Below are 22944 nucleotides of genomic sequence, written 5' to 3' on the forward strand. Positions count from 1 at the left end.
CAGTCAACACGATAACAACATCCGTCTCGGTACTCATTTGTCTTGGCAATAAAAAAAGGCATTCAATGCCCTTTTTTATTGCTTCATTTTGATGAACACTTACTTCAGGTAATCCCACGACAGGTTCGAAACAATCCGACATGAATCACATTTGAAATGGAAAATATCGTGCAGAGGTTCGGCTAGCCGCCATTCGCTGCCACATTTCGGACAACAACGATGCTGCTCATCTTCCAAGCTGGTTCCACCGACGCGGTACTGATAATAGTAAGTAGGGATTTTCGTCACATATTCAATGCGCCCTCGCAAATCCCAGCCTCGCCGGAACAAATCACTATCCGGCATCATGATCTCTTTTAAAGCTGCATGTTCAGCCTGACACCCGCCGGCCATCTGTAGCTCATCACAAGCCTGCCATTCCGTCTGCCACTTAATTACCGCTTTATGATCACCATTAAAGGTTGCAGGAATCCGGTATAAAGGAATCGGTAGGAGCGTCTCACCATTACGCAATGGTGAGCAAGTATGAACATAGGTGGTATAAAGCACCTGCCATTGACGCGGTTCATCGGGATCCGTTTGCTCCGAGTGCATATCTCGCCCAAGGACACGCACTTTCGGGGCGAGTAAACTCGCCTCAGCCAGTCTTGCGATACATCTGCGGACAAAATCGGAATGATAACTCGGATGCAAACTCTGTTTTTCCGCACAGACCGCCCGGACAAAAAACTCACCGTCTCCCATGACAACAGGAAATTCCCGTCCCAGAATCTGCCCGTTAAACCGTAATGCTTCCAGTAACCCCGAAATCACACCTTCAACGGCTGCAACCGTTGTGTTATCAAAACATTCAAACTGGAGTTCAACAACGTACATCAGTTACACCATCGGTTCTAATTGTTCTAAAAAAGCATCGAGTGTCGGTGCCAGTATGTCCCGTTTTGACGTGCCGAGACGCTCCAAAATAACCTCACCACTCAGATTACAAATCGAAATCACATCGAGTTCCGCATCGGTGGAAGCAATAAAAACAGTGGGTTTGAGTTTCAAACGGCGTTGGGTCACCAAATGGCCTAAAATATTCTCCTGCAACCGGGCAAAATCGTCTTCACTCCAGACTTGCAGTAACGTCAGTGACTCCCCCTGCCAGCGAGCCGCCATATCGGCACAAAACTGTGTACCGTAAAACGCCTTGATATCCTCATGTAAATTCAGCTCAATTGCCTGCTCAGTATTTGAAAAGTCAGCAGGTTCACTCCGGCTGACAGGCTGCCAGTACACCATGTCGTTCTGGGTCGTCTCAATACAAGGTGAAGGCCAATCGGCTAATTCGGAATTCATTGGCAAACAACCATGTTCCTGTTGATATGCCAAGACATAACGCTGACAAAAGCGCGTCAGGGATGATGATAGAACCATTTCACTCATGTTATTCTCCGAATTATCACTGTGATACCGCCATTTTCTCCGGCCCGGGCCAAAGAAAGCAATCGCGCTCCGCAGATTATCGGTTTTCTCCGATAATTTATCGATCATCTCACGAAGACAGCCCGCGCCTAATGACATTGGCGGGTGGATTGCGTAAAATTCCCCGTATTCTAAACGAATTTAGTCCTGAGCATGAGCAAATATTCCGATACCGAAGCCTTGGCTGACCTTAAGTTAGGCCAAGATACTATCTATGCAAGTCATTATGATCCTTCACTGCTGCAAGCAGTCCCTAGAAGCCTAAACCGAGATGACCTGCAGTTATCGGAGCCACTGCCGTTTCAGGGGTGTGACCTCTGGACGCTTTATGAGCTATCATGGCTCAACGCTAAAGGGTTACCGCAAGTCGCAATCGGATATGTTTCAATCCCTGCCACCAGCCCGAATCTAATCGAATCCAAGTCGTTTAAACTCTATCTAAACAGCTTTAATCAGACAAAATTTGATGATTGGCAGTCGGTTCATGCCAGACTCAGTGCTGATTTATCTGACTGTGCCGGCGAAGAAGTCACGGTTAATCTCAGACATGTCAATGATTTCACTCACCAACACATCATCACCATGGAAGGTGAATGTATTGACGAGCAGGATATTGCAATCGACCAATATGCATTCAACGCGGCCTATCTGGAACAAGCAACCGGAAATACCTTTGTTGAAGAAACCCTGCACAGTCACCTCTTGAAATCCAATTGCCTCATCACCAATCAACCGGACTGGGGCAGCGTTGAAATACGTTATCGTGGCAGACAGATCAATCGCGAAGCACTCCTGCGCTATCTGATCTCTTTCCGTGAACACAATGAGTTTCATGAGCAGTGCGTGGAACGGATTTTCACCGACCTGATGAAATATTGCGCGCCACAATCGTTAACTGTTTATGCACGATATACCCGCCGGGGCGGACTGGATATTAATCCTTATCGTTCAACGGAAGATAACCAGCCAGCCAGCGTTTTGCGTATGGCACGTCAATAAGCAGGCTGGGAGTTACCGTTCAGATGATCAAAACCGTCCGGAATGCGCTATCTTTATGGTTGCTTCTCAGTAGCTACCATGTGGTGTTTGCGAGTGTTTATACCTCTCCCACATTGGAAGAAGCCAACCTGCTTCTGGATATTTCGCCGAAGGAAGCACAGTCACTCACATCAACTTATCTGACCAAAAGAACCTTATCGGATACGAACGAGAAAACTCCGTCGAAGATCACCAATGAAAGCTCAGACAACCTCATCCGCACACCGAATTCCAGTGTTGAGGCCATGGGGATTCTGGCTCAGGCACTGTTTCGCCAAGGGTATTATGATGAAGCCCTGCGCTATCTGAAAAGTGCCATCGCATTAACCCAAAAATACCAGCTCCCTTATCTGGAAATCGAGGTGCGTCAGTTGGAAATCCGTCTGAACTGGCTCCTCGACCATGACGCACAACAGGCACGGACTCAACTCAAAAAACTCTCCGCCGCATTGGCTCAGCTTAAAAATGCTGAACAGCTTGGCAAACGAATTCACTATAATATTTTGATGCTTCTGGCTGAAATTGCCTCAAAATCCAATGAAAATGAACTGGCAGAAAGCCATTATGAAGAGGCCAAAGCCTATATTAGTGAAACACAATCCGTCAAAAGACAGATCGAGTATCATATTCAGGTCGGCAAGCACTACCTGAATCACAAGCGTTACAATAAAGCACTGTCAGAGCTGCTGACCGCTTATTGGAGTTCATTAGAATCCAATGACAGTGCATTACTGGCGATGACTAACTCGCTCTTGGCACAACTGTTTTATGAACGTAAGGTACTGGACAGAGCCCTGCTTTACCTCGGCCAAGCAGCTGATTTTTATGAAGCTTATGAAGAATCTCCCGTTTTAGTTGACATTCTCAGACGCATGGGAGACATCTACTTCCAACAAAGTAAATTCAATCTGGCACTGGTTTACTACCTGAACGTGCTGGACCATTCTGTCACACAGCACGACATGCAACTCTTCATTGCAATACGAATTCGTCTGGCATCGACCTATATGCAACTCTATAATTACCCGCTAGCCGAGGATTATCTGTCAGCGATCGAGCCATTACTGGCGCAGTTTAACTTTCCCCGTCTCCAGGGACAAACGCTGCTGCTGAAAGCCGGTATCGCTTTTTATCAAAAGGATACCTCGCGGGCGATAGCACTGGCACGTCAGTCCACGGTGCTGGCGGACAAAACTCAGGATGATCAGACATTGAGGCAGGCGTTTAAGCTACTCTCAGAGTCATCCGAGAAGCAAGGACACTATCTGGAAGCACTCAACTATTCACGTCAGTACAATCAGTTGAGTCAAAGACAACAAAATCAACTCAATCACATCAGTGAAGAAGCGTTTAAACAACAAAAAATGTTTGTCGAACAAACATTACATTTGGCAGGTCAGGATCGGGCACTGAAGCAACAAGAAAAACATTATCGGTACTTACAAAATATCGCTTACGGTCTGTTTGCTGCTGGATTTGTATTCTTTCTACTCATTTTACGACGTGGCTACATTATCCGACAGCAGAGCGAAGAGATCGAATATCTTAACAATCACTTGTTTATGCATTCCCGCTCTCGTTTGAACAATTTACGCATGCTCAATGAAGATCTCTCTTCTTCTTTGCAAAAGAGCAGCCATACCTATGAGCAATGGCATATCGGTGAGTTAATCCACGAACCTCTCAGTGATCGGTTACGGTTTGCGATGATCGATATTCCTTTCTTGCGCAATATGTACCTTGAACACGGTTACACAGAAGGTCTCAAGCTTGAGTTAGCGTTGGGCGAATACCTGAAAGACAAGCTGGACGAACACACACGGCTGTTTCATTTTACGGATGCCAACCTTGTCTATGTGGAAAACAACCATATGCAAACCGATGAGAACTATGAAACATCTCCGCAGGCATTGTTCGAAAAAATTCAAACGTGGGTGAATGAGTTCCAGCCATCCAGTCAATTGAATCGGATCATTCGAATCGGCATCACCGATTATCCGTTTTTGCCGAAAGCTTACACTGCCATCAATGAGAAGGAGTTACTGGATATCCTGCTGATGGCGACCAGTGCGTCAAGAGAGCTCAGCATCACGGAACAGAGTAGCCATTGGGTCTATTTGAAAGCAATCGACAATGCCCCGGCGGCCAGCTTTGCAACAAATGATATTCGTCAAGCCTGCCGACAGGCGATTAGCCAAGGGCTGATTAAGGTGCATTCTTCACATAAAAATGAAGAAAGCATCAAGAATCTGCTCAAGGATACATAAACACGGCCTCAGCCGTGCTTTACTGATAACTTTGGCTGGGTTCATCGGTTCGAACATTCATGACGAGCACCATTTCCATCGTCATCCTGTCTGACCCTATTTAGATCCCAACTCAATAAAGTTTGACACACCAAGCGACTTCGGTTCAAATTTGAAGGGGAGAACAGCGTACTGAAACGATGTATCATTTTTCTGTCATCTGTTCACGTGACAATGACATGCCAAATGGCCAAAGGTTACGTTGGTAACAACGAACAAAACAACAAAATGTAAATATGCAGCTCCCCTGAATTTGCTGTGATTGACACATGCTGAAACAACAGACGTTGACTATGGAAAAACCAATGACCAATCTTGAACGCCACATTCGTCATGGCGGAGAGACTTTGTTAAGAATTCCCGGTTTGCCCTCAAAGGTAAAACGGGATCTTCGCGATCTATTGAACGTCTCTTCTGTTCATTCATCGCCAAAATCAGAGCAAGCGGTAAAATTGCTGGGCCTTTATGAGCGCTCAGTCAAAATTATTGCAACCAATCCACACCGTTCAAGTGCGATTAGTCACACGGCAAAACAAGCACTGCACAACAAATTATCCGATGAGCTGCAAACACTGATCACCGAGCTGGATTTTGAAGGCGAGTCGGGAGAGGTGCTGATGGATATCCGCGCCAAGCTATTGGTCGGCGTGACACCCGATACACTATTGGAGCTGACGCTGGAAGTGCTGCGTCTGGTCGTTGAAGGAACAACCCACGAGCGTAAGAAGTCAGAACAATTCCTTGAGCAGCTCAATCATTCTTTAGCAACGCATCTCAAAAGTACCAAACAGAGCATTCAACAGAATCAGAGTTATCTGTCACACCGTCAGGAAATGAATCGAGAGTTCAACACCCTCATGAGCCGAAGTAACAAGATTCTGAAAGAAGAACAGGATGTTGCTTCACTCAAATCGGGGTTAACACCTTTACTGGCTCAGTTGACGGCTTTATCCGAACGACTCACGCACGCTGAGCTGCGTGAAAAAGCATTGATTGAACGGATGGAATACACTCGCAATCAGGCAGAGTCACTATACGAATCGACTCAAGACTATCGCTGCCGACTCGAAGACCAAGCGCAGAGAGTGCTGCAAGACCCATTAACCAAAGTGTATAACCGAGCAGCTTTTCATAACCGTCTGGAATTAGAATATCATCGGTGGATCAAGAATCAACATCCCCTGCGAGTCGTGTTACTCGATATCGATAACTTTAAGGGACTCAACAAAAATTTTGGCTACTCAGCCGGCGATAAAGCCCTGAAAATCATTGCCAAAACAATTCAAAAAGAACTGTCCGATACCGATACGGTCGCTCGCTTTTCCGGTGAAGAATTCATGATCATCATGCCGGATCGTGCCGAACAGGAAAGTTATCTGCTGGTACAAGCCATTTTACGTCAAGTCGAACGGCTTCCTTTCAAATTTAAAGATAAACATCTCACTATTACACTGAGTGCCGCCAGCGTCGCATTTCAAGAAGGTGATATACCGGAAGAGCTTCTGGAACGGGTTTATCATGCATTACAAAAAGCCAAAAAAGCCGGCTCAAATCAAGTCAGTTGGCAATAAAGCGTTTTAAGCATAACCCCCTTAGAGGTGAGTATTTTTTAACCAATCCAACACAATAGAGTGATAAACATCACATCATTGAACAGTTTCAGTTCCCTAGTTGATCATCTACGGACTAGATTGTTACTGTAAAATCATACAGTTATTATATTTATTTATCATTAGCCTCAACCTATTAGAAAAACATATTATTCCGTACTTATTATCAAGGAGGCATTCATGATTACTCATATCAGCCCGACCGGAAGTATGGATCTGCTCTCGCAGATTGAAGTGGAACGCCTGAAGAAAACTGCATCCAGCGGGGATCTGTACCAACTTTACAGAAATTGTACACTTGCTGTCTTGAATTCTGGCAGTCATACCGACAGCTCTAAAGAGCTACTGGATAAATATCAGAACTTTGACGTCAACGTCCTCAGACGGGAACGGGGCATCAAACTAGAATTGATTGAACCACCTGAACATGCCTTCGTTGATGGCGAGATTATCAAAGGGATTCAAGAACACCTTTGTTCCGTGTTACGTGATATTGTTTATGTCAATATGCATGTCGCAGACAGCAAACGATATAATCTGACCGATTCCGTCTACAACACCAATTTAGTTTTCGATATCTTGCGTAACGCCCGGACACTCGTGCCCGGACTCACCCCGAACTTAGTGGTCTGCTGGGGCGGTCATTCAATCAATCCGGTTGAATACCAGTACACCCGCGAAGTCGGCAATGAACTCGGACTGCGTGAGCTCAACATCTGTACCGGCTGTGGCCCGGGAGCCATGGAAGGTCCGATGAAAGGCGCGGCAATCGGCCACGCGAAACAACGTTATAAAAATGCACGCTATATCGGCCTGACCGAACCCTCAATCATTGCGGCCGAGCCACCGAACCCGATCGTGAACGAGCTGATCATCATGCCAGACATTGAGAAACGTCTGGAAGCGTTTGTTCGTATGGCGCACGGTATTATAATTTTCCCCGGTGGTCCGGGCACGGCTGAAGAACTGTTATATATTCTCGGCATCATGATGCATCCGGACAATGCTGAGCAACCGCTACCGATTATTCTGACCGGCCCGAAAGGCAGCGAAGACTATTTCAACTCAATCGATCAGTTTATCAGTGAAACGTTGGGAGATGCGGCTTGCAAACACTATCAGATTATCATTGATGATCCCGCAAGAGTCGCGCGCAAAATGAATGAGGCAATGCCCGTTGTCCGTCAATTTAGAAAAGCGCATGGTGATGCTTACAGTTTCAACTGGTCACTCAAAATTGATCCGGAGTTTCAGTTGCCATTTGTGCCAAATCATCATGCGATGGCGAATCTTGATCTGCACATGAACCAGAAACCGGAAGTGCTCGCTGCCAACCTACGCAAGGCGTTTTCCGGAATTGTAGCAGGGAATGTCAAGGCAGAAGGAATTCGGGAAATCGAACAACATGGTCCTTTCATCATCGATGGAGAGCGGGCAATCATGCAAAAAATGGACAAGCTGTTGAAAGATTTCGTCCAACAGAACCGCATGAAGCTGCCCGGCGGACATGCTTATGAACCCTGCTATAAAATTGCCAGCAATTAAGCATGGGTTGCCCGAATACGCCATTATCCACTAGAATAGGGGCTTCGGCCCTTATTTTAATATTCTCCTGAGCGAAGAACGCTGATGTCTTTACACCTTGTCATTATCGACGCACTCAACCTGATTCGCCGCGTTCACTCAGCACAACCCAATGCTGAAGATATTGAACGAACGTGCCAAACAACCAGCCGGACTTTAGCCAAAATCATTCAAGAGACGTCTCCCTCGCATATCATTGCTGTGTTTGATCATGATTCTGATGATCGCGGTTGGCGTGCAGAACTGCTGCCTCAATATAAAGAAAAACGGCAACCGATGCCCGATGCTCTGAGACAAAATATGGACACCATTCAACAGGCATGGTGGGAAATCGGTATCGACTCTCTCCTCTCCAGTGGTGACGAAGCCGATGATCTGGTTGCCACGCTGGCGACCAAGGTTGCCAGTCATCAGGAACAAGTAACCATCATTTCAACCGATAAAGGCTACTGTCAGTTGCTCTCTCCGACCCTGAGAATTCGGGATTATTTCCAGCATCGGTGGTTGGATCAGGAATTTATCACTCAAGAATTCGGTGTACGTCCCGAACAACTGTGTGACTACTGGGCGCTCACTGGCATTCATTCCAGTCAAGTCAGCGGTGTACCGGGGATTGGCCCTAAAGCGGCGAAGGAAATTCTTAATCAGTTTAGCGATATTGAGCAAGCCTACCAAAGTACGGAGCTGCCGAAGAAATATCAGAAAAAACTCACAGAACATATTGAATTGGCACGTCAGTGCAAAGCCGTCGCAACCCTCAAAACCGATATTCAGCTGGGATTTAACCTGCAAGATATTCGCTTTCAGCCACCGGAGAGCGAGTCATAATCGACACGCTCCCAGCATCTGGAAATCAAAGCTACTACTCACTCAGTGAGGAGAAATATTGGACAAACTCCGAACATGCACGGTAATTTCTTCCCGATCATGATAAAGATGCTTGGCCTGTAACCGAAAATTGACATGGTTATCCTTCAGAAAATGTTTCAGGTTATCGATATCCTGCAACACTTCATCATAACGTCCCTTCATCGGCAGCTTCAGATTAAACAGTGCCTCTTTTGCCCATCCGCGGATCAACCATTCACCCATCAGTTGTGCGACCCGAGCCGGCTTTTCGACCATATCACACACTAACCAAGTCACATTCTTACGCGGTGGTTCAAATTTAAAGCCATCTTCCATATGATGTTTGACCTGTCCGGTGTCCATCAGACTCTCAGCCATCATGCCATTATCGACCGCATGCACAAACATCGAACGTTGCACCAACTGATACGTCCATCCACCGGGACATGCCCCCAGATCAACCGCCCACATACCTGAGGCTAAACGTTCATCCCATTCCGAACGGGGAATAAAGACATGAAATGCTTCTTCCAGCTTCAGGGTCGAACGACTCGGTGCATCCGCCGGAAACTTCAAACGGGGAATCCCCATGAAAAACGGGGAGTTATTATTGGTATATGAATAGCCGATATAACAATGGCCGGGGGCAATAAAACAGACATGCAACACCGGTTTCTTCGGCTCGTCTTTGCCAAACAGAATGCCTTTTCCCCGCAATGCCTGACGCAGCGGCACCGTAAATTTACGGCAAAATTTCAGCAACTCTTTGGCTTCATTGGTATCCGGTGTTTCGACCCGCAGATCACCACAGCGAGGTATCCCTTCAATCTCAGCCAAAGACTGGAGAATCGGAGAAATCCGATCATCTGTCGGTAAGGATTCACACGTCACACAGACTGCAAAAATCTGACGCGCAAAAATCAGGCTCTGAAAGTCGATCTCACGAATCAGCTTATCGGCATCCCCCTCCTGATAACATTCAAACAGCACATATCCGGTCTGATACTTCAGACGGGGAAACCCAAACACTTCGATTCGGCTTGCCTTGTCTTGGATTTCTCCGGCACATTCTTTCTCAAAACCGGCACGGCAATAGAGCATGACCTGCTTCACTGATTCACCTCTTTCATATTCCATGCAGCGACAAACATCAGCACCCATCCAACAATAAAACAGACACCGCCGAAAGGCGTGATAGGACCAAACCATTTCACGCCGGTCAACGCTAATGCGTACAGGCTGCCGCTAAAGCAAAAGATGCCGATAATAAAACAGATTCCGGCCCGATAAAAATATTTCTGCACCGTTTGGTGCGATGACAGTAGCATCATCACGCCACACCCTAACAAAGCGAGGGTATGGATAAACTGATAACGAACGCCGACTTCGAAGACTGCCAGTAAATTCGGGGATAGAATCGTTTTTAAACCGTGGGAAGCAAACGCGCCCAACCCCACCCCAAACGCCCCAAAACAGGCAGCAAAAAGAAATAGCGATTTACTTTTCATCATGAATGCTCCGGATAAACTCACTTAATTGTTCCACCACCGAGGCCAGATTGTCTTGCTCGGTATAACCTGAACTTTTGCGGGGCTTAAAGCTATGGTCGCCATCGGGCACATAAACCACCTCAACCTGCGGACTCAGCGGCATTGCCATCACTTCCTCTCGGCAGCCAAACGTGTCCCGTTCTCCCTGTAAAATCAGACATGGCTTTTCACACGTTGCTAAATGCTCGCCCTTTTGTTTCTCCGGCTTTCCCGGCGGATGAAACGGAAAACCGAGGCAAGCAATCCCTTTCACCAACTCATGCTGAGTGAGCAGACTCGCAATGCGCCCACCCATGGATTTCCCACCGATCACCACGGGTTGAGTCGCATAATGTTGAATGACAGACTCAAAAGCAGCCATCAGTTTCGGGGCACGATCCGGTGGAAACTTCTTCGCTTCCTGTGCTCTGCGGATCATGTACGGAAAATTAAAACGAACCACGCGAATGCCTTTGTCGGCCAATCCACACGCAATATGCGCCATAAACTCATGATCCATATCCGCCCCGGCACCATGGGCAAAAATAAATACCGGGCCATCATCGGGCCCGTTCAGCTGTACATGTGCACTACCCGGTTGGTATACGTTGCTGTCCACACTGTTACTCGCTGTCATAGTTTTCATCTAAAATGACCTCTTGTTCTCGTCGGGCTCGGTTCAACATCCAGTTGCGAAATGTGGCAATCCGTCCGGTATTGGCCTGTTTCTCATGGCAAACCAGATAAAAAGCGTTATCGGTCATCAGCACTTTATCAAATAATGGCACCAGCCTCCCGGCTTCAATTTCCGGCTGAGCCAACACATTATTGCCCAGCGCAATCCCCTGACCATGAGCAGCAGCCTGTAATACCATTGTCGAGTGACTGAAAATCGGACCATGATCAACAGTTATGCCTGACAAATGATTTTCCCGGGCAAAGGTTTTCCAGTCCTGCCGGGAGGTATCATGCAACAACGTATGATGAGATAAATCTTCCAGTGAATGAAGTGGTTTTCCCTGCGCCAGCAATAATGGCGAACAGAGCGGAATCAAGAACTCCTGATAAAGTTTATCTGTTCTTAATCCCGGCCACAGCCCTTTGCCGTAATAAATGGCGACATCAACATCATCCACTAAAGAGCCCTCTTCTCTATCAACTGCTTTTATCCGAACATCGATATCCGGTTGCTGCTGATTAAAGTCAGCCAGACGGGGAACCAGCCATTGAATAGCAAAACTTGGTGGCAAGCTGATGGTTAATGTCCCCTTTTCACTGCGGGACAGGAGCTTATCCGTCGATTCCTGAATCGCTGTGAAAATATCTTTAATTTCAAAAAAATAACTTTGCCCCTCTTCTGTTAATAAAAGAGAGCGATTTCTTCGGATAAATAGCTTCAACCCGAGAAATTCTTCTAACGACTTGATTTGATGGCTCACTGCGGCCTGAGTGACATATAACTCTTCCGCAGCTTGCGTGAAGCTTAAATGACGTGCTGCAGACTCAAAAACCCGCAATGCATTCAGGGGAGGCAACCTTTTGTTCACACCATGATCCTTAACTGAAATGGATTAGTTTTTTTTATGCGAAGCATTATAATTTGTCCATTGTTTACCTGCCAGAAAAACCCTATATTTTCTGCCGCAGACAAGTCTGAATGACTTGATTCTCCTTAGGATCAATAGACTTTGTGTTGCGATGTTGTGTTTGCAAACTCGTATTTCGAGTATGTGGTGTTTCACCACTTGTTCTGTGGCTCCCAGCCACAAAGCATACTTCCTGTATTTATTTTGACCTGTCTGTCAAATATTTCACACCGCCTTCCGATGGGCGGTGTATTTTTATCTGCTCTATGGTTTTTCTGCTGTTCAATCAACCACGATTCATCATCGTGTCAAAAAACACTCACAAATCAAGCCACGGATTTACTACGACACTTCCGCTGCGATACTTCAGGACTTCGCTCTTGTTCCGCTCCGAACATTCACCTTTGACTCGATCAGCCCCAATAAAAAAACCAGCCGGGATGTCACTGCGGCTGGTCTTATCGGGCAGAACGGTTTTAAGGGCGATAAACCTTCACGTTCTCAAAACCCTGTTCTTTGAGGTATAACGCTTGCAAACGGCTCATGACACCGCGAGAACAGTACAATAAATAAGTTTTTGACTGATCCAAGTCACCGAATTGAGTTGCCAGCTTGTAAAAAGGCAGGTGTTTCACTTCTACCCCTTCCAGAACCAACGGATGCTCATCTTCTTCATCCGGGCTACGAATGTCCAACACGACGGCATGTTCCTGAATCGCATCAACCAGTTCAACTTCCGGTGCCTGCTGCTCCGTTTCCTGAGCAATATCGCGGATGTCCATCTGACGAGCATTGTGGATCACTTGATCTAAAATTGAAAAATCAAACTTCGCTTCTTCTGCTTCCAGCTTTGCCTGAACCGCTTTGACTGTCGGACGACGAGAAATAACCCCGCAATATTCAGGCATCGTTTTGGCGAAGTCTTCGGTACCGATATCTCTGGCAAGATTGATAATGTCTTCTTTATCCCAGTTGATCAGCGGACGTAAAATCAAACGCTCAGTTACACCATCAATATGACGCAAATTGGTCAGTGTCTGGCTGGAAACCTGCCCTAACGCCTCGCCGGTGACCAGTGCCTGAATATCAAATCGTTCAGCGATCATCCCCGCTGCCCGCATAAACATACGTTTCAGCACAACGCCCATCTGCCCGTCATCGACTTTTTCCAGAATTTCCGCCACAACCGGTTCAAAATCAACAGCAATGAAACGGACTTTGGCAGACGAACCAAATTTATTCCATAGATAGTAAGCTACTTGCTTCACGCCAATTTCATGCGCCGGACCGCCTAAATTAAAAAAGCAATAATGGACTTTTGAGCCACGTTTGATATGCAAATAACTGGAAACACCGGAATCAAACCCGCCGGAAATCAGACTCAGTACATCTTCTTGTGTCCCGAGCGGGAACCCGCCCAAACCGCGATGACGGGCAATAATTTGGTTCAGTTTATCGCCTGACACTTCAACCCGGACTACAACGTCTGGGTTGTGGAGTTTCACCCGGGCACTGTCAACCGCTTGGTTCAATCCGCCACCGACGTAGCGTTCCAGTTCAATCGAGGTAAAGTCATGCTGACCGCGTCTTTTCGCGCGAACCACAAAGGTTTTGTTTTCAATTTTATGTCGGCTGTGCGCCAACACTTGTTCGTAAATATCATGGAGGTCACTGAATTCGGACTGCTGTACTTCAAGCACATGATGAATGCCCGGTGTATGAGTCAAAATTTCCAGTGTTTCAGCATAATATCGATCGCTCTCTGAGGTGACTTCGATATGATCACGACGGTTAAAAACCGCAACCGATTCTGTCCGTCGTTTAATAATATTGCGAATATTACATTCGAGAATTTTGGTAAAACGTTTCCGTACCGATTCACTTTTAACAAAAATTTCCGGATGGGGCTTAACAATAAATTTCATAGGATCATTCGCAACTCAGATTAATACGTCACTGTCTGGTTTACACGGTTTAGCTGTCAACAGCATCAACAAACAGCAATGAAAGGCGCGGAATTATACACGAGAAGCGATGACAGGGAAAACATCTATTCTTCCTGAAATCGGTTCTCGGAGAGTGCTCATGAGAGAGGATCACGAATATGCCCGTGGGGTCATCTCTTGCCATCGTGTATCTCTTGGCTAGCGACGTCGTTTGAGACTCTAACGGAATAACCCGTCGATTTAAGGGACTGAATGACCTTTAGATGCAACCCAAATACGATACCATTGTTCACGGCTCAACTCGATCTCCAGCGCAGCGACAGCGGCTTTGACCCGCTCGATTTTTCCGGAACCGAGGATCGGAATGGGCAATGCGGGCAAACGTCTGACCCAAGCATAAATCACCTGATCAATGCTTTGCGCCCCCACTTCTTGTCCTATCTCGGTGAGTGCCTGACGAACCCGTCGTGCCTGTTCACTCTCACCGTTGAAAATAGCGCCGCCCCCCAGACATGACCAAGCCATTGGCCGGGTTCTGAGCATTTGCATCTGATCTAAGGTGCCATCATGGGCAACGTCGAAATTGAGCGGATTGATCTCAACCTGATTGGTGACCAGTGGTTTATCAAGGCGAGACTGTAACAAATCGAATTGTGAGGGGGTAAAATTAGAAACACCGAAGTGTTTTACTTTGCCTGCCTGATGTAATGCTGCAAATACTTCCGCCACTTCATCGGCATTCATTAACACATCAGGGCGGTGAATCAACAACACATCAAGTTCATCAATACCGAGCCGCATCAGTGAGTTATCGACGGACTGGAGGATATGGGATTTTCCCGTATCGTAATGATTGATTTGTCGGTGTGGAAAAGCGTCACCGCATAATTGAATGTCACACTTGGTCACAACCTGAAGATGCTGCCGCACCGAAGGGTCTAGCGCCAAAGCTTCACCAAACAGTGTTTCACAGGTGTACTGACCGTAAATATCAGCATGATCAACCGTGGTAATCCCGAGTTCAACATGCTGTTTTAAGAAAGACAACCGCTCCTGAGGAGTCATTTGCCATTCGGCCAGTCGCCAGTACCCCTGAGCAATTTCTGAAAACATCGGTCCCTGCTCTGCAATGGTTACTTGATTCACCATATATCCTCCGTCCAATCAATGGGTCATTTCAATAAAGAAAGCGCGATAAAAAAAAGTAAGCCATATTGGCTTACTTTTATTTCTATCATGATTCTATCATGCCGGATACAACCTTCACTTGATCTCGATAGATATCTCTCGATGATCCCTCGCTAAGGTGATTGGGTACCAGAAGTTGGTTGCTGTACCGACGGTACTTCATCACTATAAGTCGGTTTTCCTTGCAGAATACTGATATCCACACGTCTATTTTGCGCGCGCCCTCTGGCTGTATCATTCGAAGCAACCGGTTGTGTGTCGGCCATACCACGGACTTCCATTCTTTCATGATTAAAGCCGGGGACTTTTTCCATTTCCTGTGCGACCGAAACAGCCCGCTGCGCAGATAAATCCCAGTTTGAACGATACAACTCAGAGTCGAGCGGCTGATTATCCGTATGGCCGGAGATCCGGACAATCCCGGGGATATCTTTAACCAACTCCGCGATTTGCCGCACCAACGGTCGGAACTTCGGTTGCAAAAATGCAGAGTCTTTGGGGAATGCGCCTTTTTCACGAATACGAATCACAATTTCCTGACCGAGATTTTCAACCTCGACAGCGCCCTGCTCAATTTCTGTTGCTAATGCTTTTTGCAGATTCTCTGAGACGATCTCCATCTCTTCCGTGCTTGGGGACTGCGCTTGCTGTTGTTGGTCAACCGACTCATCATTCTGATTATCCTGAGTCGATGTTTCCGGAGACTGCCCGCCGGTCAAGTCCCCTTCTTCACGTTGCGTCCCACCCGCTCGATCGGCATCACCTTCCTGAAACTCAAGCGTTTGTTGGGTAATATCAATTGTTTGCTGCATAATGACATCGATTGGCGTCGGTTCCGGCCGCCCCGGTCTGAATTCCTGAGCGATCACACTGGTGCCTTTCGGGATATCTTTCACTTCCAGTCGGTTCTGAACCCCAAAGGCAAATTTCATCGAACCGGCAATTTGCTTAAACTTCAGAACATCCATTTCGGAGAAAGAGAGGAGTAATACAAAAAAACACATGAGCAGAGACATGAGGTCAGAAAATGTCGCCAACCACGCAGGTGCGCCCGGAGGTGGACATTTACATTTCTTCTCTTCATCCATCGTTGACTTCCCCGCGCTTACTCGTTGTCCACATCCATCGCTCGCTTCCCTTCATTCAGGTAGTTTTTCAAATAACCGTCGATCACGCGAGGGTTTTGTCCATCCTGAATCGCCAGAACGCCATCCATGATGAGACGTCGATTCAACATTTCCTGCTCACGGCGTAAGGCCAGCTTGTCCGCAATCGGGAAAAAAACCATGTTTGCCATAATTGCACCGTAAAGGGTCGTCAACAATGCCACCGCCATCGCCGGACCAATCGATTTCGGGTCATCCATGTTTGACAACATCGCCACCAGACCGACCAGTGTCCCGATCATCCCCATTGCAGGTGCGACATCACCATAGGCTCTGAATACCGCAGTCCCGGCTTCGTGACGCTCTTCTGTCAGTGAAATATCTTTTTGGAGTGCCGAACGCACAACGTCAGCGTCATGACCATCGACCAACAGGTCAATCCCTTTCTGCATGAAGCTGTTACTGATTTCCATCTCTTCCAAGGCCAAAAATCCACCTTTCCGGGCCGCATCTGCCATTTCAACGATTCTGGCAATCAAATCTTCCGGTTCATCAGCCTTAAACATAAACGCTTTGGCTGCGATTTTCCCTGCCCCAAAAAATTGCCCGAAAGTAAACTTCATCATGACAACGCATGTTGAACCACCCACAACGATTAACACCGAGGTGATGTCCAAGAACATCATCAGACCACCACCCAAAACCATGGCCATTACAATGAAGGCTAAACCACCTATCAAACCAATCAGTGTAGCTAAATCCACGAAACACTCCTCATGCAACCATTCTATTTTGAGAGCTCTCTGACTCAGGGTATCGGCAACGGCATCAAATCTTTAACTAAATTATGGACGCTATCCGCAAAAAAATGCAGTAAAGTCTTTATATTACCAAACTCATTCCCACAATCATCTCAAGATGCAGCGACAACAGAAATCCGTCACGTCAACACCTGATGTGCTCTGAATCCGGAGCCTTAGGGGAACTGCGTATAAGTTTATACCGAAAACCAATAGAAAATCATAGATGCGCCCTTGAATCCTTACCAAAGCCCGATATTTATGATCTCTGGCAAAACTTATGACATTGAAGTGCACATCGCGAAAAAAAGAAACAAGGTGCGATTTAATTTAAACATTTTATCTGTCGGAATCATGTCAGTTCCGAACATTTACAGCAACCGCATACCACATACGCCATTCGATAAAAACTTCAGAACAGTTTTTTTATCAATTGATTTTTTCGAATTCGAGAGCAAAATTGTGTTGTGGGAGTAAATTATTCCAGTTCTATTTGACCATCTTCACGCCCTGCGGTAACTTTCCCCCATTCCTCACCGATTGGAAGTTCTATGGCGAGCAAAAAACCTGAAAATATGTCATATGAGGCCACAATTGAAGAGTTGGATACGTTAGTCAACCAACTTGAAAATGGCGATTTGCCTTTGGATGATGCATTGAAAACATTTGAACGGGGTATTGCACTGGCCCGTGCTGGTCAAGCGAAACTCAACGACGCTGAACAGCGAGTCAAAATTCTGCTCAGTGATAGTGATGAAGCTGCCCTGAGTGATTTTGTCGAATCTGATGATCAATCAGAAGTATAAGTTCATATGATAACCACCCTAAGCACTTATCAGGCTCGAAATAACCAGCAGTTAAATCGCTGGCTTGAGCAATTTCCGCATCAGAATCAATCCTTGATTGAAGCGATGCGCTACGGATTATTGTTGGGCGGCAAGCGTATTCGTCCCTATCTGGTTTACATCACCGGGCTGATGCTGGGATGTCAACAGGAAGAACTCGATACGCCCGCATCGGCGATTGAGTGTATTCATGCCTATTCACTGATCCATGATGACTTACCGGCCATGGACGATGATGCATTACGTCGCGGGCAGCCGACCTGTCACATCCGCTTTAACGAAGCAACCGCGATTCTGACCGGAGATGCCTTACAAACGCTGGCTTTTACGATTCTTGCCGAAGGCTCGCTGGCAGATAATGCCGAACCTTACCGGGTCAAAATGGTGCAGGCTTTGGCGCACGCCTCCGGTGCGATGGGGATGTGTATGGGGCAAGCGTTGGATCTCGAGGCCGAACGTCGTCAAGTGATGCTGAGCGAATTAGAAGAGATTCATCGCCATAAAACGGGCGCGCTGATCCGATGTGCCGTACGCCTCGGTGCATTGTCAGCCGGCGAAAAAGGTCAGGCAATTCTGCCCTATTTAGATCGCTATGCCGACGCAATCGGCCTTGCATTTCAAGTTCAGGATGACATTCTGGACATTGTCAGTGATACCCAGACACTGGGGAAACCGCAAGGTTCGGATTCCAAGCATCACAAAAGTACTTATCCCTCACTACTGGGACTCGACGGAGCGGAGCAGAAAACACAGTCTTTATTGAATGAAGCAATTCAGGCTCTGGCATCTATTCCTTATAATACTGATTTACTTGAACAGTTCGCTCAATATGTAATTGAGCGGAAAAGTTAATAAGATCATAAGCATAAAATAATGACCCTTGATATTTCAAAATATCCGACACTGGCATTGGCAAATACGCCTCAGGAGCTGAGAACGCTGCCGAAAGACGTGCTACCGAAATTGTGTGAAGAACTGAGAACTTACTTGCTCAACTCGGTCAGTCAGTCCAGTGGACATCTTGCCTCCGGTTTAGGAACAGTCGAACTGACTGTTGCGCTTCACTATGTGTACGAGACACCTTTTGATCGGTTGATCTGGGACGTCGGTCATCAGGCCTATCCCCATAAGATCCTGACCGGCAGACGCGAGGCCATGCCGACGATTCGCCAAAAAGATGGTCTTCACCCGTTCCCATGGCGTGAAGAGAGCGAATATGACACATTGTCAGTCGGTCACTCGTCTACCTCGATCAGTGCCGCATTGGGGATGGCGATTTGTGCCAGTAAAGAAGGAAAATCAAGAAAAGTTGTCAGTGTCATTGGGGATGGTGCCATTACTGCGGGAATGGCGTTTGAGGCGATGAACCACGCCGGCGATCTGCATCCTGATATGCTGGTCATTCTCAACGATAATGAGATGTCTATTTCAGAAAATGTCGGGGCTCTGAATAATCATCTGGCACAACTGCTCTCCGGTCATTTCTATACGTCGATCCGTGAAGGCGGTAAAAAAGTCCTTTCCGGCCTGCCACCGATCAAAGAGTTTGCCAAGAAAACCGAAGAACACCTGAAAGGGATGGTCGTTCCGGGCACCTTGTTTGAAGAACTCGGGTTCAATTATATCGGCCCGGTTGACGGGCACGATGTCGTTGAGCTGGCAAAAACGCTGAAAAATATGCGTGAGCTCAAAGGCCCTCAATTTCTTCATGTCATGACCAAAAAAGGCAAAGGTTATGAGCAAGCCGAAAAAGATCCGATCGGCTATCATGCGGTACCGAAGTTTGATCCAAACGGTACATCACTGCCTAAAAATAGCGGGGCATTCCCAACCTATTCAAAAGTCTTCGGTGACTTTCTCTGCGATATGGCAGCGCTTGATCCGAAACTGCTGGCCATCACTCCTGCGATGAGAGAAGGCTCCGGTATGGTGGGCTTTTCCAAAGCCTATCCTGACCAATACTTTGACGTCGCTATCGCTGAGCAACATGCCGTGACCTTAGCAACCGGTATGGCGATTAGTGGCTATCACCCGATTGTCGCTATCTATTCCACCTTCCTGCAACGCGGCTACGATCAGTTGATTCATGATGTGGCCATTATGGATTTACCGGTCATGTTTGCGATTGACAGGGCCGGTCTGGTAGGTGCCGATGGACAAACCCATCAGGGTGCATTTGATCTCAGTTTTCTGCGCTGTGTTCCCAATATGGTCATTATGGCACCGAGTGATGAAAATGAGTGTCGGCAAATGCTTTACACCGGTCATCAACATTCAGGTCCAAGTGCCGTGCGCTACCCGAGAGGGACTGGCACCGGCGCCAAGATCCAACACCAGTTTACCGCGTTGGAAATCGGTAAAGGTCGCATCGTGAGACAGGGTAAAAAAGTGGCCATTCTCAATTTTGGCGCTTTGCTGCCACACGCGCTGACAGCAGCAGAAACGCTGGACGCAACTGTCGCGGATATGCGCTTTGTGAAACCGCTGGATGAAACACTGATTCGCGATCTGGCACAGCACCATGATGTGCTTGTTACGCTGGAAGAAAATGCGATTGCCGGCGGTGCCGGTGCCGGTGTGATTGAGTTGCTGATGAAAGAAAAGCTGCTTAAACCCACTTTGAATCTGGGATTGCCGGACCACTTTATTCATCAGGGAACACAAAGCGAATTACATGCCGAACTCGGATTAGATGCTACCGGAATTGAGCAGGCCATTCGCGATTATATTCAATAAAGCGGTCATGGGATTATCAGCTGACTGAGCTCCCAGTTGATTGGCATAGATAACTGATTGGCATGGATAACCCGCAATAAAAAAACTCCCTCTGGGAGTTTTTTTATTGCTTCGTTTTTATGGTGACTGATTATCTCACCGTTCAACCACACCGGACCAACCGAAATGATCGAATAACTGTTGCCATGATTCATCGAATGAAGCCTGAATCGTGACAGACTCTCCGGTCACTGGATGAACAAAGCTGAGGTGCGATGCATGCAGTAACAGTCGGTGACAATCATAGTATGTCCGAAACAGACGATTTTGTTTACCGTCTCCATGAGTCGTATCACCGATGATCGGATGGCTTAAGTGATGCATGTGCCGTCGTAGCTGATGTTTACGCCCAGTCTGAGGCTGCATTTCAATCAACGCATAACGGCTGGTCGGAAAACGTCCGGTGGAATATGGCACTTCGACTTTTGCCAACGGCCGATAAGCCGTGACGGCCGGTTGCGCCGGTTTATCGGTTTTTGCGTGCTTATCGGCGATCTTATCCAGTTCCTCGACGAGCGGATAATCAAGCACAGCCGCTTCTTCAATCCATCCCCGCACCACCGCATGATACGTTTTTTCCATCTGATGGCTGGCAAATAATGGCATCACCTGTGCGGCCACTTCACTGGATAACGCAAATACCAATACCCCGGAGGTCGGCCGATCAAGCCGATGTAAGGGAAAAACATGCTGCCCAATCTGATCACGTAACGTCTGCATCACAAAGTTAGTTTCATGTTTATCCAGCCACGAGCGGTGCACCAGCATTCCAGCAGGCTTATTGACTGCAATCAGAAACTCGTCCCGATAAATAATCTCAAGCACCACGACAGTGCTCCTCAATCTTGATTAATGCGGCAATCACCGACTGATAACCCGGATTGTCCCGCCAGGCTTCAATAAAATACGGTGTCATTTCAAACCCGCTCGGAACCGTGGCGGCAGCAATTCGTTGTCGCATTTGCGGAATAAAAATCCACTGGAGCCACTGTTGCGGTAATAGCGTATCCACCGCAAATGGCTGCTGACTCGACAAATCCTGCGCTGGTGGCGGCTTGTCCTGCCATAGCTGCAACATTTTAAGACATCCTTCGAGTTCATTTAATGATTGATTTAATTGGTAATATTTTGACATAAAGAAAAAAACGACTTGAAATCGGCAGATAGGGTACCATGTATTGAAGACAAAACTAAACTTATCCCAGCGGCTAAGAGGCTGTGATTCCGACAGGAATCCTCTTCGACAACATTAGCCTGACAAGAATGGAACTTATGAAAACAATATATACCCTGACCGAGCTTCTGAAGCAGAGTGGTTGCCAATATCAGGTTGTTGATCTCGGACGCCGCATTCAATCCATAGCTCCTGAGAGCTTTGCCAGAATAGAACAGGCACAACAAGCATATCCTTATCCGCTCCGACGAACGGCTCGACTGGCAATTGTTTACTGGAATGCAACCAAGCAGCCCTGGATTTGGTTTTTGCAGTTTGAACTGGATGAACGAGGATTGCTGCAACCCACAGATATCAGTGAATTCATCCGTTTTATGCTGGAAGCGATGGGCACCCGGATTCAGCAGAACCTGACGGAAGAACAACAACAGAAACTGGCGAATAACCCCTATACCTTCACCCCACCGGAAGAAAAAATGGCGGTGTTTCATAGTCAGGTGAGAGCAATGCTCAAATTACCGGCCAGCCAGTACTATGAACATGCACAATGCTATTTTCAGGGAAGTCTCGGCTGGAACAATTGGCAAACGATCGGATTACAAGGTATTACCGATATATGCGCCCGGCTGGGGCAAGAACAAAACGCACCAAGCCTGCTCAAAGCTCTGAATCATCTCCCGTCAGAACCTTGCTATGCGCTATTGGGGGCTTTAGAACACACGCCTCTGACCGAAAAAATTGCCGATAAACTACAAGCGATGGCGCATGAAGAAATGCAGCAAGCAGCCCCTGATCTGTTCTTCCTTTCAGCCTTACTCCGAGCTCTATCAGGCGCACCGGGCAAGCAATTGGAAAAAACCGTTGCCAGCCTGCTGGCACAGCCGCAACTGTGTCATGCAGAGATATTAATCGGCATTGCCGGTCGCAGCTGGTCAGCACTCACTGACCCACAGCAAGCCGAGTTGTTCCTGACCCGACTGGCTCAAACCGGTCAGCAGACACTATTTAATCAGCTTTTTGCTGATTTAGTGATGCTTCCGGAGTTAAGGGTGATCTTACTGCCAATGCTGCACGCAACGGCATCTGAAGAACTGGTAACCGCACTGGCAACGCTCCAGCAACAAACCAGAAGCCGATAAGC

The 22944-nt window shown here is 47.1% G+C and carries 21 protein-coding genes; 9 read left to right on the top strand and 12 right to left on the bottom strand.

What is annotated here, in order from left to right:
* Window positions 1-99 precede the first annotated feature (99 nt).
* Window positions 100-876 (bottom strand): Zn-ribbon-containing protein, encoded by a 777-nt coding sequence (locus AC55NX_RS03095; protein WP_496994405.1) that lies wholly within the window; start codon window positions 874-876, stop codon window positions 100-102.
* A 3-nt stretch (window positions 877-879) separates the two neighbouring features.
* Window positions 880-1428 carry a SecY-interacting protein gene (gene syd, locus AC55NX_RS03100; protein ID WP_496994406.1) on the bottom strand — a complete coding sequence of 183 codons (549 nt, stop codon included), beginning with the start codon at window positions 1426-1428 and terminating at the stop codon, window positions 880-882.
* Between the two features lie 192 nt (window positions 1429-1620).
* Between syd and queF the strand changes: the two genes are divergently transcribed.
* The 5 genes from queF (at window position 1621) to xni (ending at window position 8833) form a co-directional block, all read left to right on the top strand.
* Window positions 1621-2466 (top strand): NADPH-dependent 7-cyano-7-deazaguanine reductase QueF, encoded by an 846-nt coding sequence (queF, locus tag AC55NX_RS03105; RefSeq protein ID WP_496994407.1) that lies wholly within the window; start codon window positions 1621-1623, stop codon window positions 2464-2466.
* A 23-nt stretch (window positions 2467-2489) separates the two neighbouring features.
* Window positions 2490-4772 (top strand): tetratricopeptide repeat protein, encoded by a 2283-nt coding sequence (locus tag AC55NX_RS03110; protein WP_496994408.1) that lies wholly within the window; start codon window positions 2490-2492, stop codon window positions 4770-4772.
* Window positions 4773-5080: 308 nt separating this feature from the next.
* A complete protein-coding gene (locus AC55NX_RS03115) occupies window positions 5081-6382 on the top strand; it encodes a GGDEF domain-containing protein (protein WP_496994409.1) in 1302 nt (433 codons plus the stop codon).
* 219 nt (window positions 6383-6601) lie between these two features.
* Window positions 6602-7966 carry a nucleotide 5'-monophosphate nucleosidase PpnN gene (gene ppnN / locus AC55NX_RS03120; protein WP_496994410.1) on the top strand — a complete coding sequence of 455 codons (1365 nt, stop codon included), beginning with the start codon at window positions 6602-6604 and terminating at the stop codon, window positions 7964-7966.
* A gap of 84 nt (window positions 7967-8050) precedes the next feature.
* Window positions 8051-8833 (top strand): flap endonuclease Xni, encoded by a 783-nt coding sequence (gene xni / locus AC55NX_RS03125; RefSeq protein ID WP_496994411.1) that lies wholly within the window; start codon window positions 8051-8053, stop codon window positions 8831-8833.
* 42 nt (window positions 8834-8875) lie between these two features.
* Here the strand turns inward: xni and rlmM are convergent, their stop codons facing one another.
* The 8 genes from rlmM to pomA form a co-directional block, all read right to left on the bottom strand.
* Window positions 8876-9967: a 23S rRNA (cytidine(2498)-2'-O)-methyltransferase RlmM gene (gene rlmM / locus AC55NX_RS03130; protein ID WP_059120247.1), complete on the bottom strand. Its 1092-nt coding sequence runs from the start codon at window positions 9965-9967 to the stop codon at window positions 8876-8878.
* On the bottom strand, window positions 9964-10362 hold the full coding sequence (locus AC55NX_RS03135) for a DUF423 domain-containing protein (RefSeq protein ID WP_496994460.1): 399 nt from the start codon (window positions 10360-10362) through the stop codon (window positions 9964-9966). Before AC55NX_RS03135 ends, rlmM begins: the two co-directional genes overlap by 4 nt.
* Window positions 10352-11020: an alpha/beta family hydrolase gene (locus AC55NX_RS03140; RefSeq protein ID WP_496994461.1), complete on the bottom strand. Its 669-nt coding sequence runs from the start codon at window positions 11018-11020 to the stop codon at window positions 10352-10354. Before AC55NX_RS03140 ends, AC55NX_RS03135 begins: the two co-directional genes overlap by 11 nt.
* Window positions 11007-11930 carry a transcriptional regulator GcvA gene (locus AC55NX_RS03145; RefSeq protein WP_496994412.1) on the bottom strand — a complete coding sequence of 308 codons (924 nt, stop codon included), beginning with the start codon at window positions 11928-11930 and terminating at the stop codon, window positions 11007-11009. Before AC55NX_RS03145 ends, AC55NX_RS03140 begins: the two co-directional genes overlap by 14 nt.
* A 515-nt stretch (window positions 11931-12445) precedes the next feature.
* Entirely contained in the window at window positions 12446-13894 is a 1449-nt protein-coding gene (thiI, locus tag AC55NX_RS03150) for a tRNA uracil 4-sulfurtransferase ThiI (protein WP_496994413.1), read from the bottom strand.
* Between the two features lie 261 nt (window positions 13895-14155).
* Window positions 14156-15064 carry an aldo/keto reductase gene (locus AC55NX_RS03155; protein WP_496994414.1) on the bottom strand — a complete coding sequence of 303 codons (909 nt, stop codon included), beginning with the start codon at window positions 15062-15064 and terminating at the stop codon, window positions 14156-14158.
* Between the two features lie 152 nt (window positions 15065-15216).
* Window positions 15217-16191 (bottom strand): flagellar motor protein MotB, encoded by a 975-nt coding sequence (locus AC55NX_RS03160; protein WP_496994415.1) that lies wholly within the window; start codon window positions 16189-16191, stop codon window positions 15217-15219.
* A 17-nt stretch (window positions 16192-16208) separates the two neighbouring features.
* Window positions 16209-16973, bottom strand: coding sequence for a flagellar motor protein PomA (gene pomA, locus AC55NX_RS03165; protein ID WP_496994416.1), 765 nt, complete (start codon window positions 16971-16973; stop codon window positions 16209-16211).
* A gap of 587 nt (window positions 16974-17560) precedes the next feature.
* Here pomA and xseB point away from each other — a divergent pair.
* The 3 genes from xseB to dxs are packed head-to-tail and all read left to right on the top strand — an operon-like array spanning window position 17561 to window position 20590.
* Window positions 17561-17815 carry an exodeoxyribonuclease VII small subunit gene (xseB, locus tag AC55NX_RS03170; protein ID WP_038182060.1) on the top strand — a complete coding sequence of 85 codons (255 nt, stop codon included), beginning with the start codon at window positions 17561-17563 and terminating at the stop codon, window positions 17813-17815.
* A gap of 6 nt (window positions 17816-17821) precedes the next feature.
* The gene (ispA, locus tag AC55NX_RS03175; RefSeq protein ID WP_496994417.1) at window positions 17822-18706 is read left to right on the top strand and encodes a (2E,6E)-farnesyl diphosphate synthase; all 885 of its coding nucleotides are present in this window, start codon (window positions 17822-17824) and stop codon (window positions 18704-18706) included.
* Between the two features lie 21 nt (window positions 18707-18727).
* A complete protein-coding gene (dxs, locus tag AC55NX_RS03180) occupies window positions 18728-20590 on the top strand; it encodes a 1-deoxy-D-xylulose-5-phosphate synthase (protein WP_496994418.1) in 1863 nt (620 codons plus the stop codon).
* Window positions 20591-20725: 135 nt separating this feature from the next.
* Here dxs and truC read toward each other — a convergent pair whose 3' ends face one another.
* Together truC and AC55NX_RS03190 are read right to left on the bottom strand one after the other, a co-directional pair.
* Entirely contained in the window at window positions 20726-21454 is a 729-nt protein-coding gene (gene truC / locus AC55NX_RS03185; RefSeq protein WP_496994419.1) for a tRNA pseudouridine(65) synthase TruC, read from the bottom strand.
* A complete protein-coding gene (locus AC55NX_RS03190) occupies window positions 21447-21764 on the bottom strand; it encodes a YqcC family protein (protein WP_496994420.1) in 318 nt (105 codons plus the stop codon). Before AC55NX_RS03190 ends, truC begins: the two co-directional genes overlap by 8 nt.
* Before the next feature lie 137 nt (window positions 21765-21901).
* On the opposite strand from AC55NX_RS03190, the gene AC55NX_RS03195 reads away from it, so the two are divergent.
* Complete coding sequence (locus tag AC55NX_RS03195) at window positions 21902-22942, top strand: DUF3549 family protein (protein ID WP_496994421.1); 1041 nt, start codon at window positions 21902-21904, stop codon at window positions 22940-22942.
* Window positions 22943-22944 lie beyond the last annotated feature (2 nt).

It is taken from the genome of Vibrio rubrogenes (assembly GCF_059641415.1).

Excerpts from the sequence above, each read along its gene's own strand:
- AC55NX_RS03095 (WP_496994405.1), bottom strand. The coding sequence starts at position 876 with ATGTACGTTGTTGAACTCCAGTTTGAATGTTTTGATAACACAACGGTT.
- syd (WP_496994406.1), bottom strand. The coding sequence starts at position 1,428 with ATGAGTGAAATGGTTCTATCATCATCCCTGACGCGCTTTTGTCAGCGT.
- queF (WP_496994407.1), top strand. The coding sequence starts at position 1,621 with ATGAGCAAATATTCCGATACCGAAGCCTTGGCTGACCTTAAGTTAGGC.
- AC55NX_RS03110 (WP_496994408.1), top strand. The coding sequence starts at position 2,490 with ATGATCAAAACCGTCCGGAATGCGCTATCTTTATGGTTGCTTCTCAGT.
- AC55NX_RS03115 (WP_496994409.1), top strand. The coding sequence starts at position 5,081 with ATGCTGAAACAACAGACGTTGACTATGGAAAAACCAATGACCAATCTT.
- ppnN (WP_496994410.1), top strand. The coding sequence starts at position 6,602 with ATGATTACTCATATCAGCCCGACCGGAAGTATGGATCTGCTCTCGCAG.
- xni (WP_496994411.1), top strand. The coding sequence starts at position 8,051 with ATGTCTTTACACCTTGTCATTATCGACGCACTCAACCTGATTCGCCGC.
- AC55NX_RS03135 (WP_496994460.1), bottom strand. The coding sequence starts at position 10,362 with ATGAAAAGTAAATCGCTATTTCTTTTTGCTGCCTGTTTTGGGGCGTTT.
- AC55NX_RS03140 (WP_496994461.1), bottom strand. The coding sequence starts at position 11,020 with ATGACAGCGAGTAACAGTGTGGACAGCAACGTATACCAACCGGGTAGT.
- thiI (WP_496994413.1), bottom strand. The coding sequence starts at position 13,894 with ATGAAATTTATTGTTAAGCCCCATCCGGAAATTTTTGTTAAAAGTGAA.
- AC55NX_RS03155 (WP_496994414.1), bottom strand. The coding sequence starts at position 15,064 with ATGGTGAATCAAGTAACCATTGCAGAGCAGGGACCGATGTTTTCAGAA.
- AC55NX_RS03160 (WP_496994415.1), bottom strand. The coding sequence starts at position 16,191 with ATGGATGAAGAGAAGAAATGTAAATGTCCACCTCCGGGCGCACCTGCG.
- xseB (WP_038182060.1), top strand. The coding sequence starts at position 17,561 with ATGGCGAGCAAAAAACCTGAAAATATGTCATATGAGGCCACAATTGAA.
- ispA (WP_496994417.1), top strand. The coding sequence starts at position 17,822 with ATGATAACCACCCTAAGCACTTATCAGGCTCGAAATAACCAGCAGTTA.
- dxs (WP_496994418.1), top strand. The coding sequence starts at position 18,728 with ATGACCCTTGATATTTCAAAATATCCGACACTGGCATTGGCAAATACG.
- AC55NX_RS03190 (WP_496994420.1), bottom strand. The coding sequence starts at position 21,764 with ATGTCAAAATATTACCAATTAAATCAATCATTAAATGAACTCGAAGGA.
- AC55NX_RS03195 (WP_496994421.1), top strand. The coding sequence starts at position 21,902 with ATGAAAACAATATATACCCTGACCGAGCTTCTGAAGCAGAGTGGTTGC.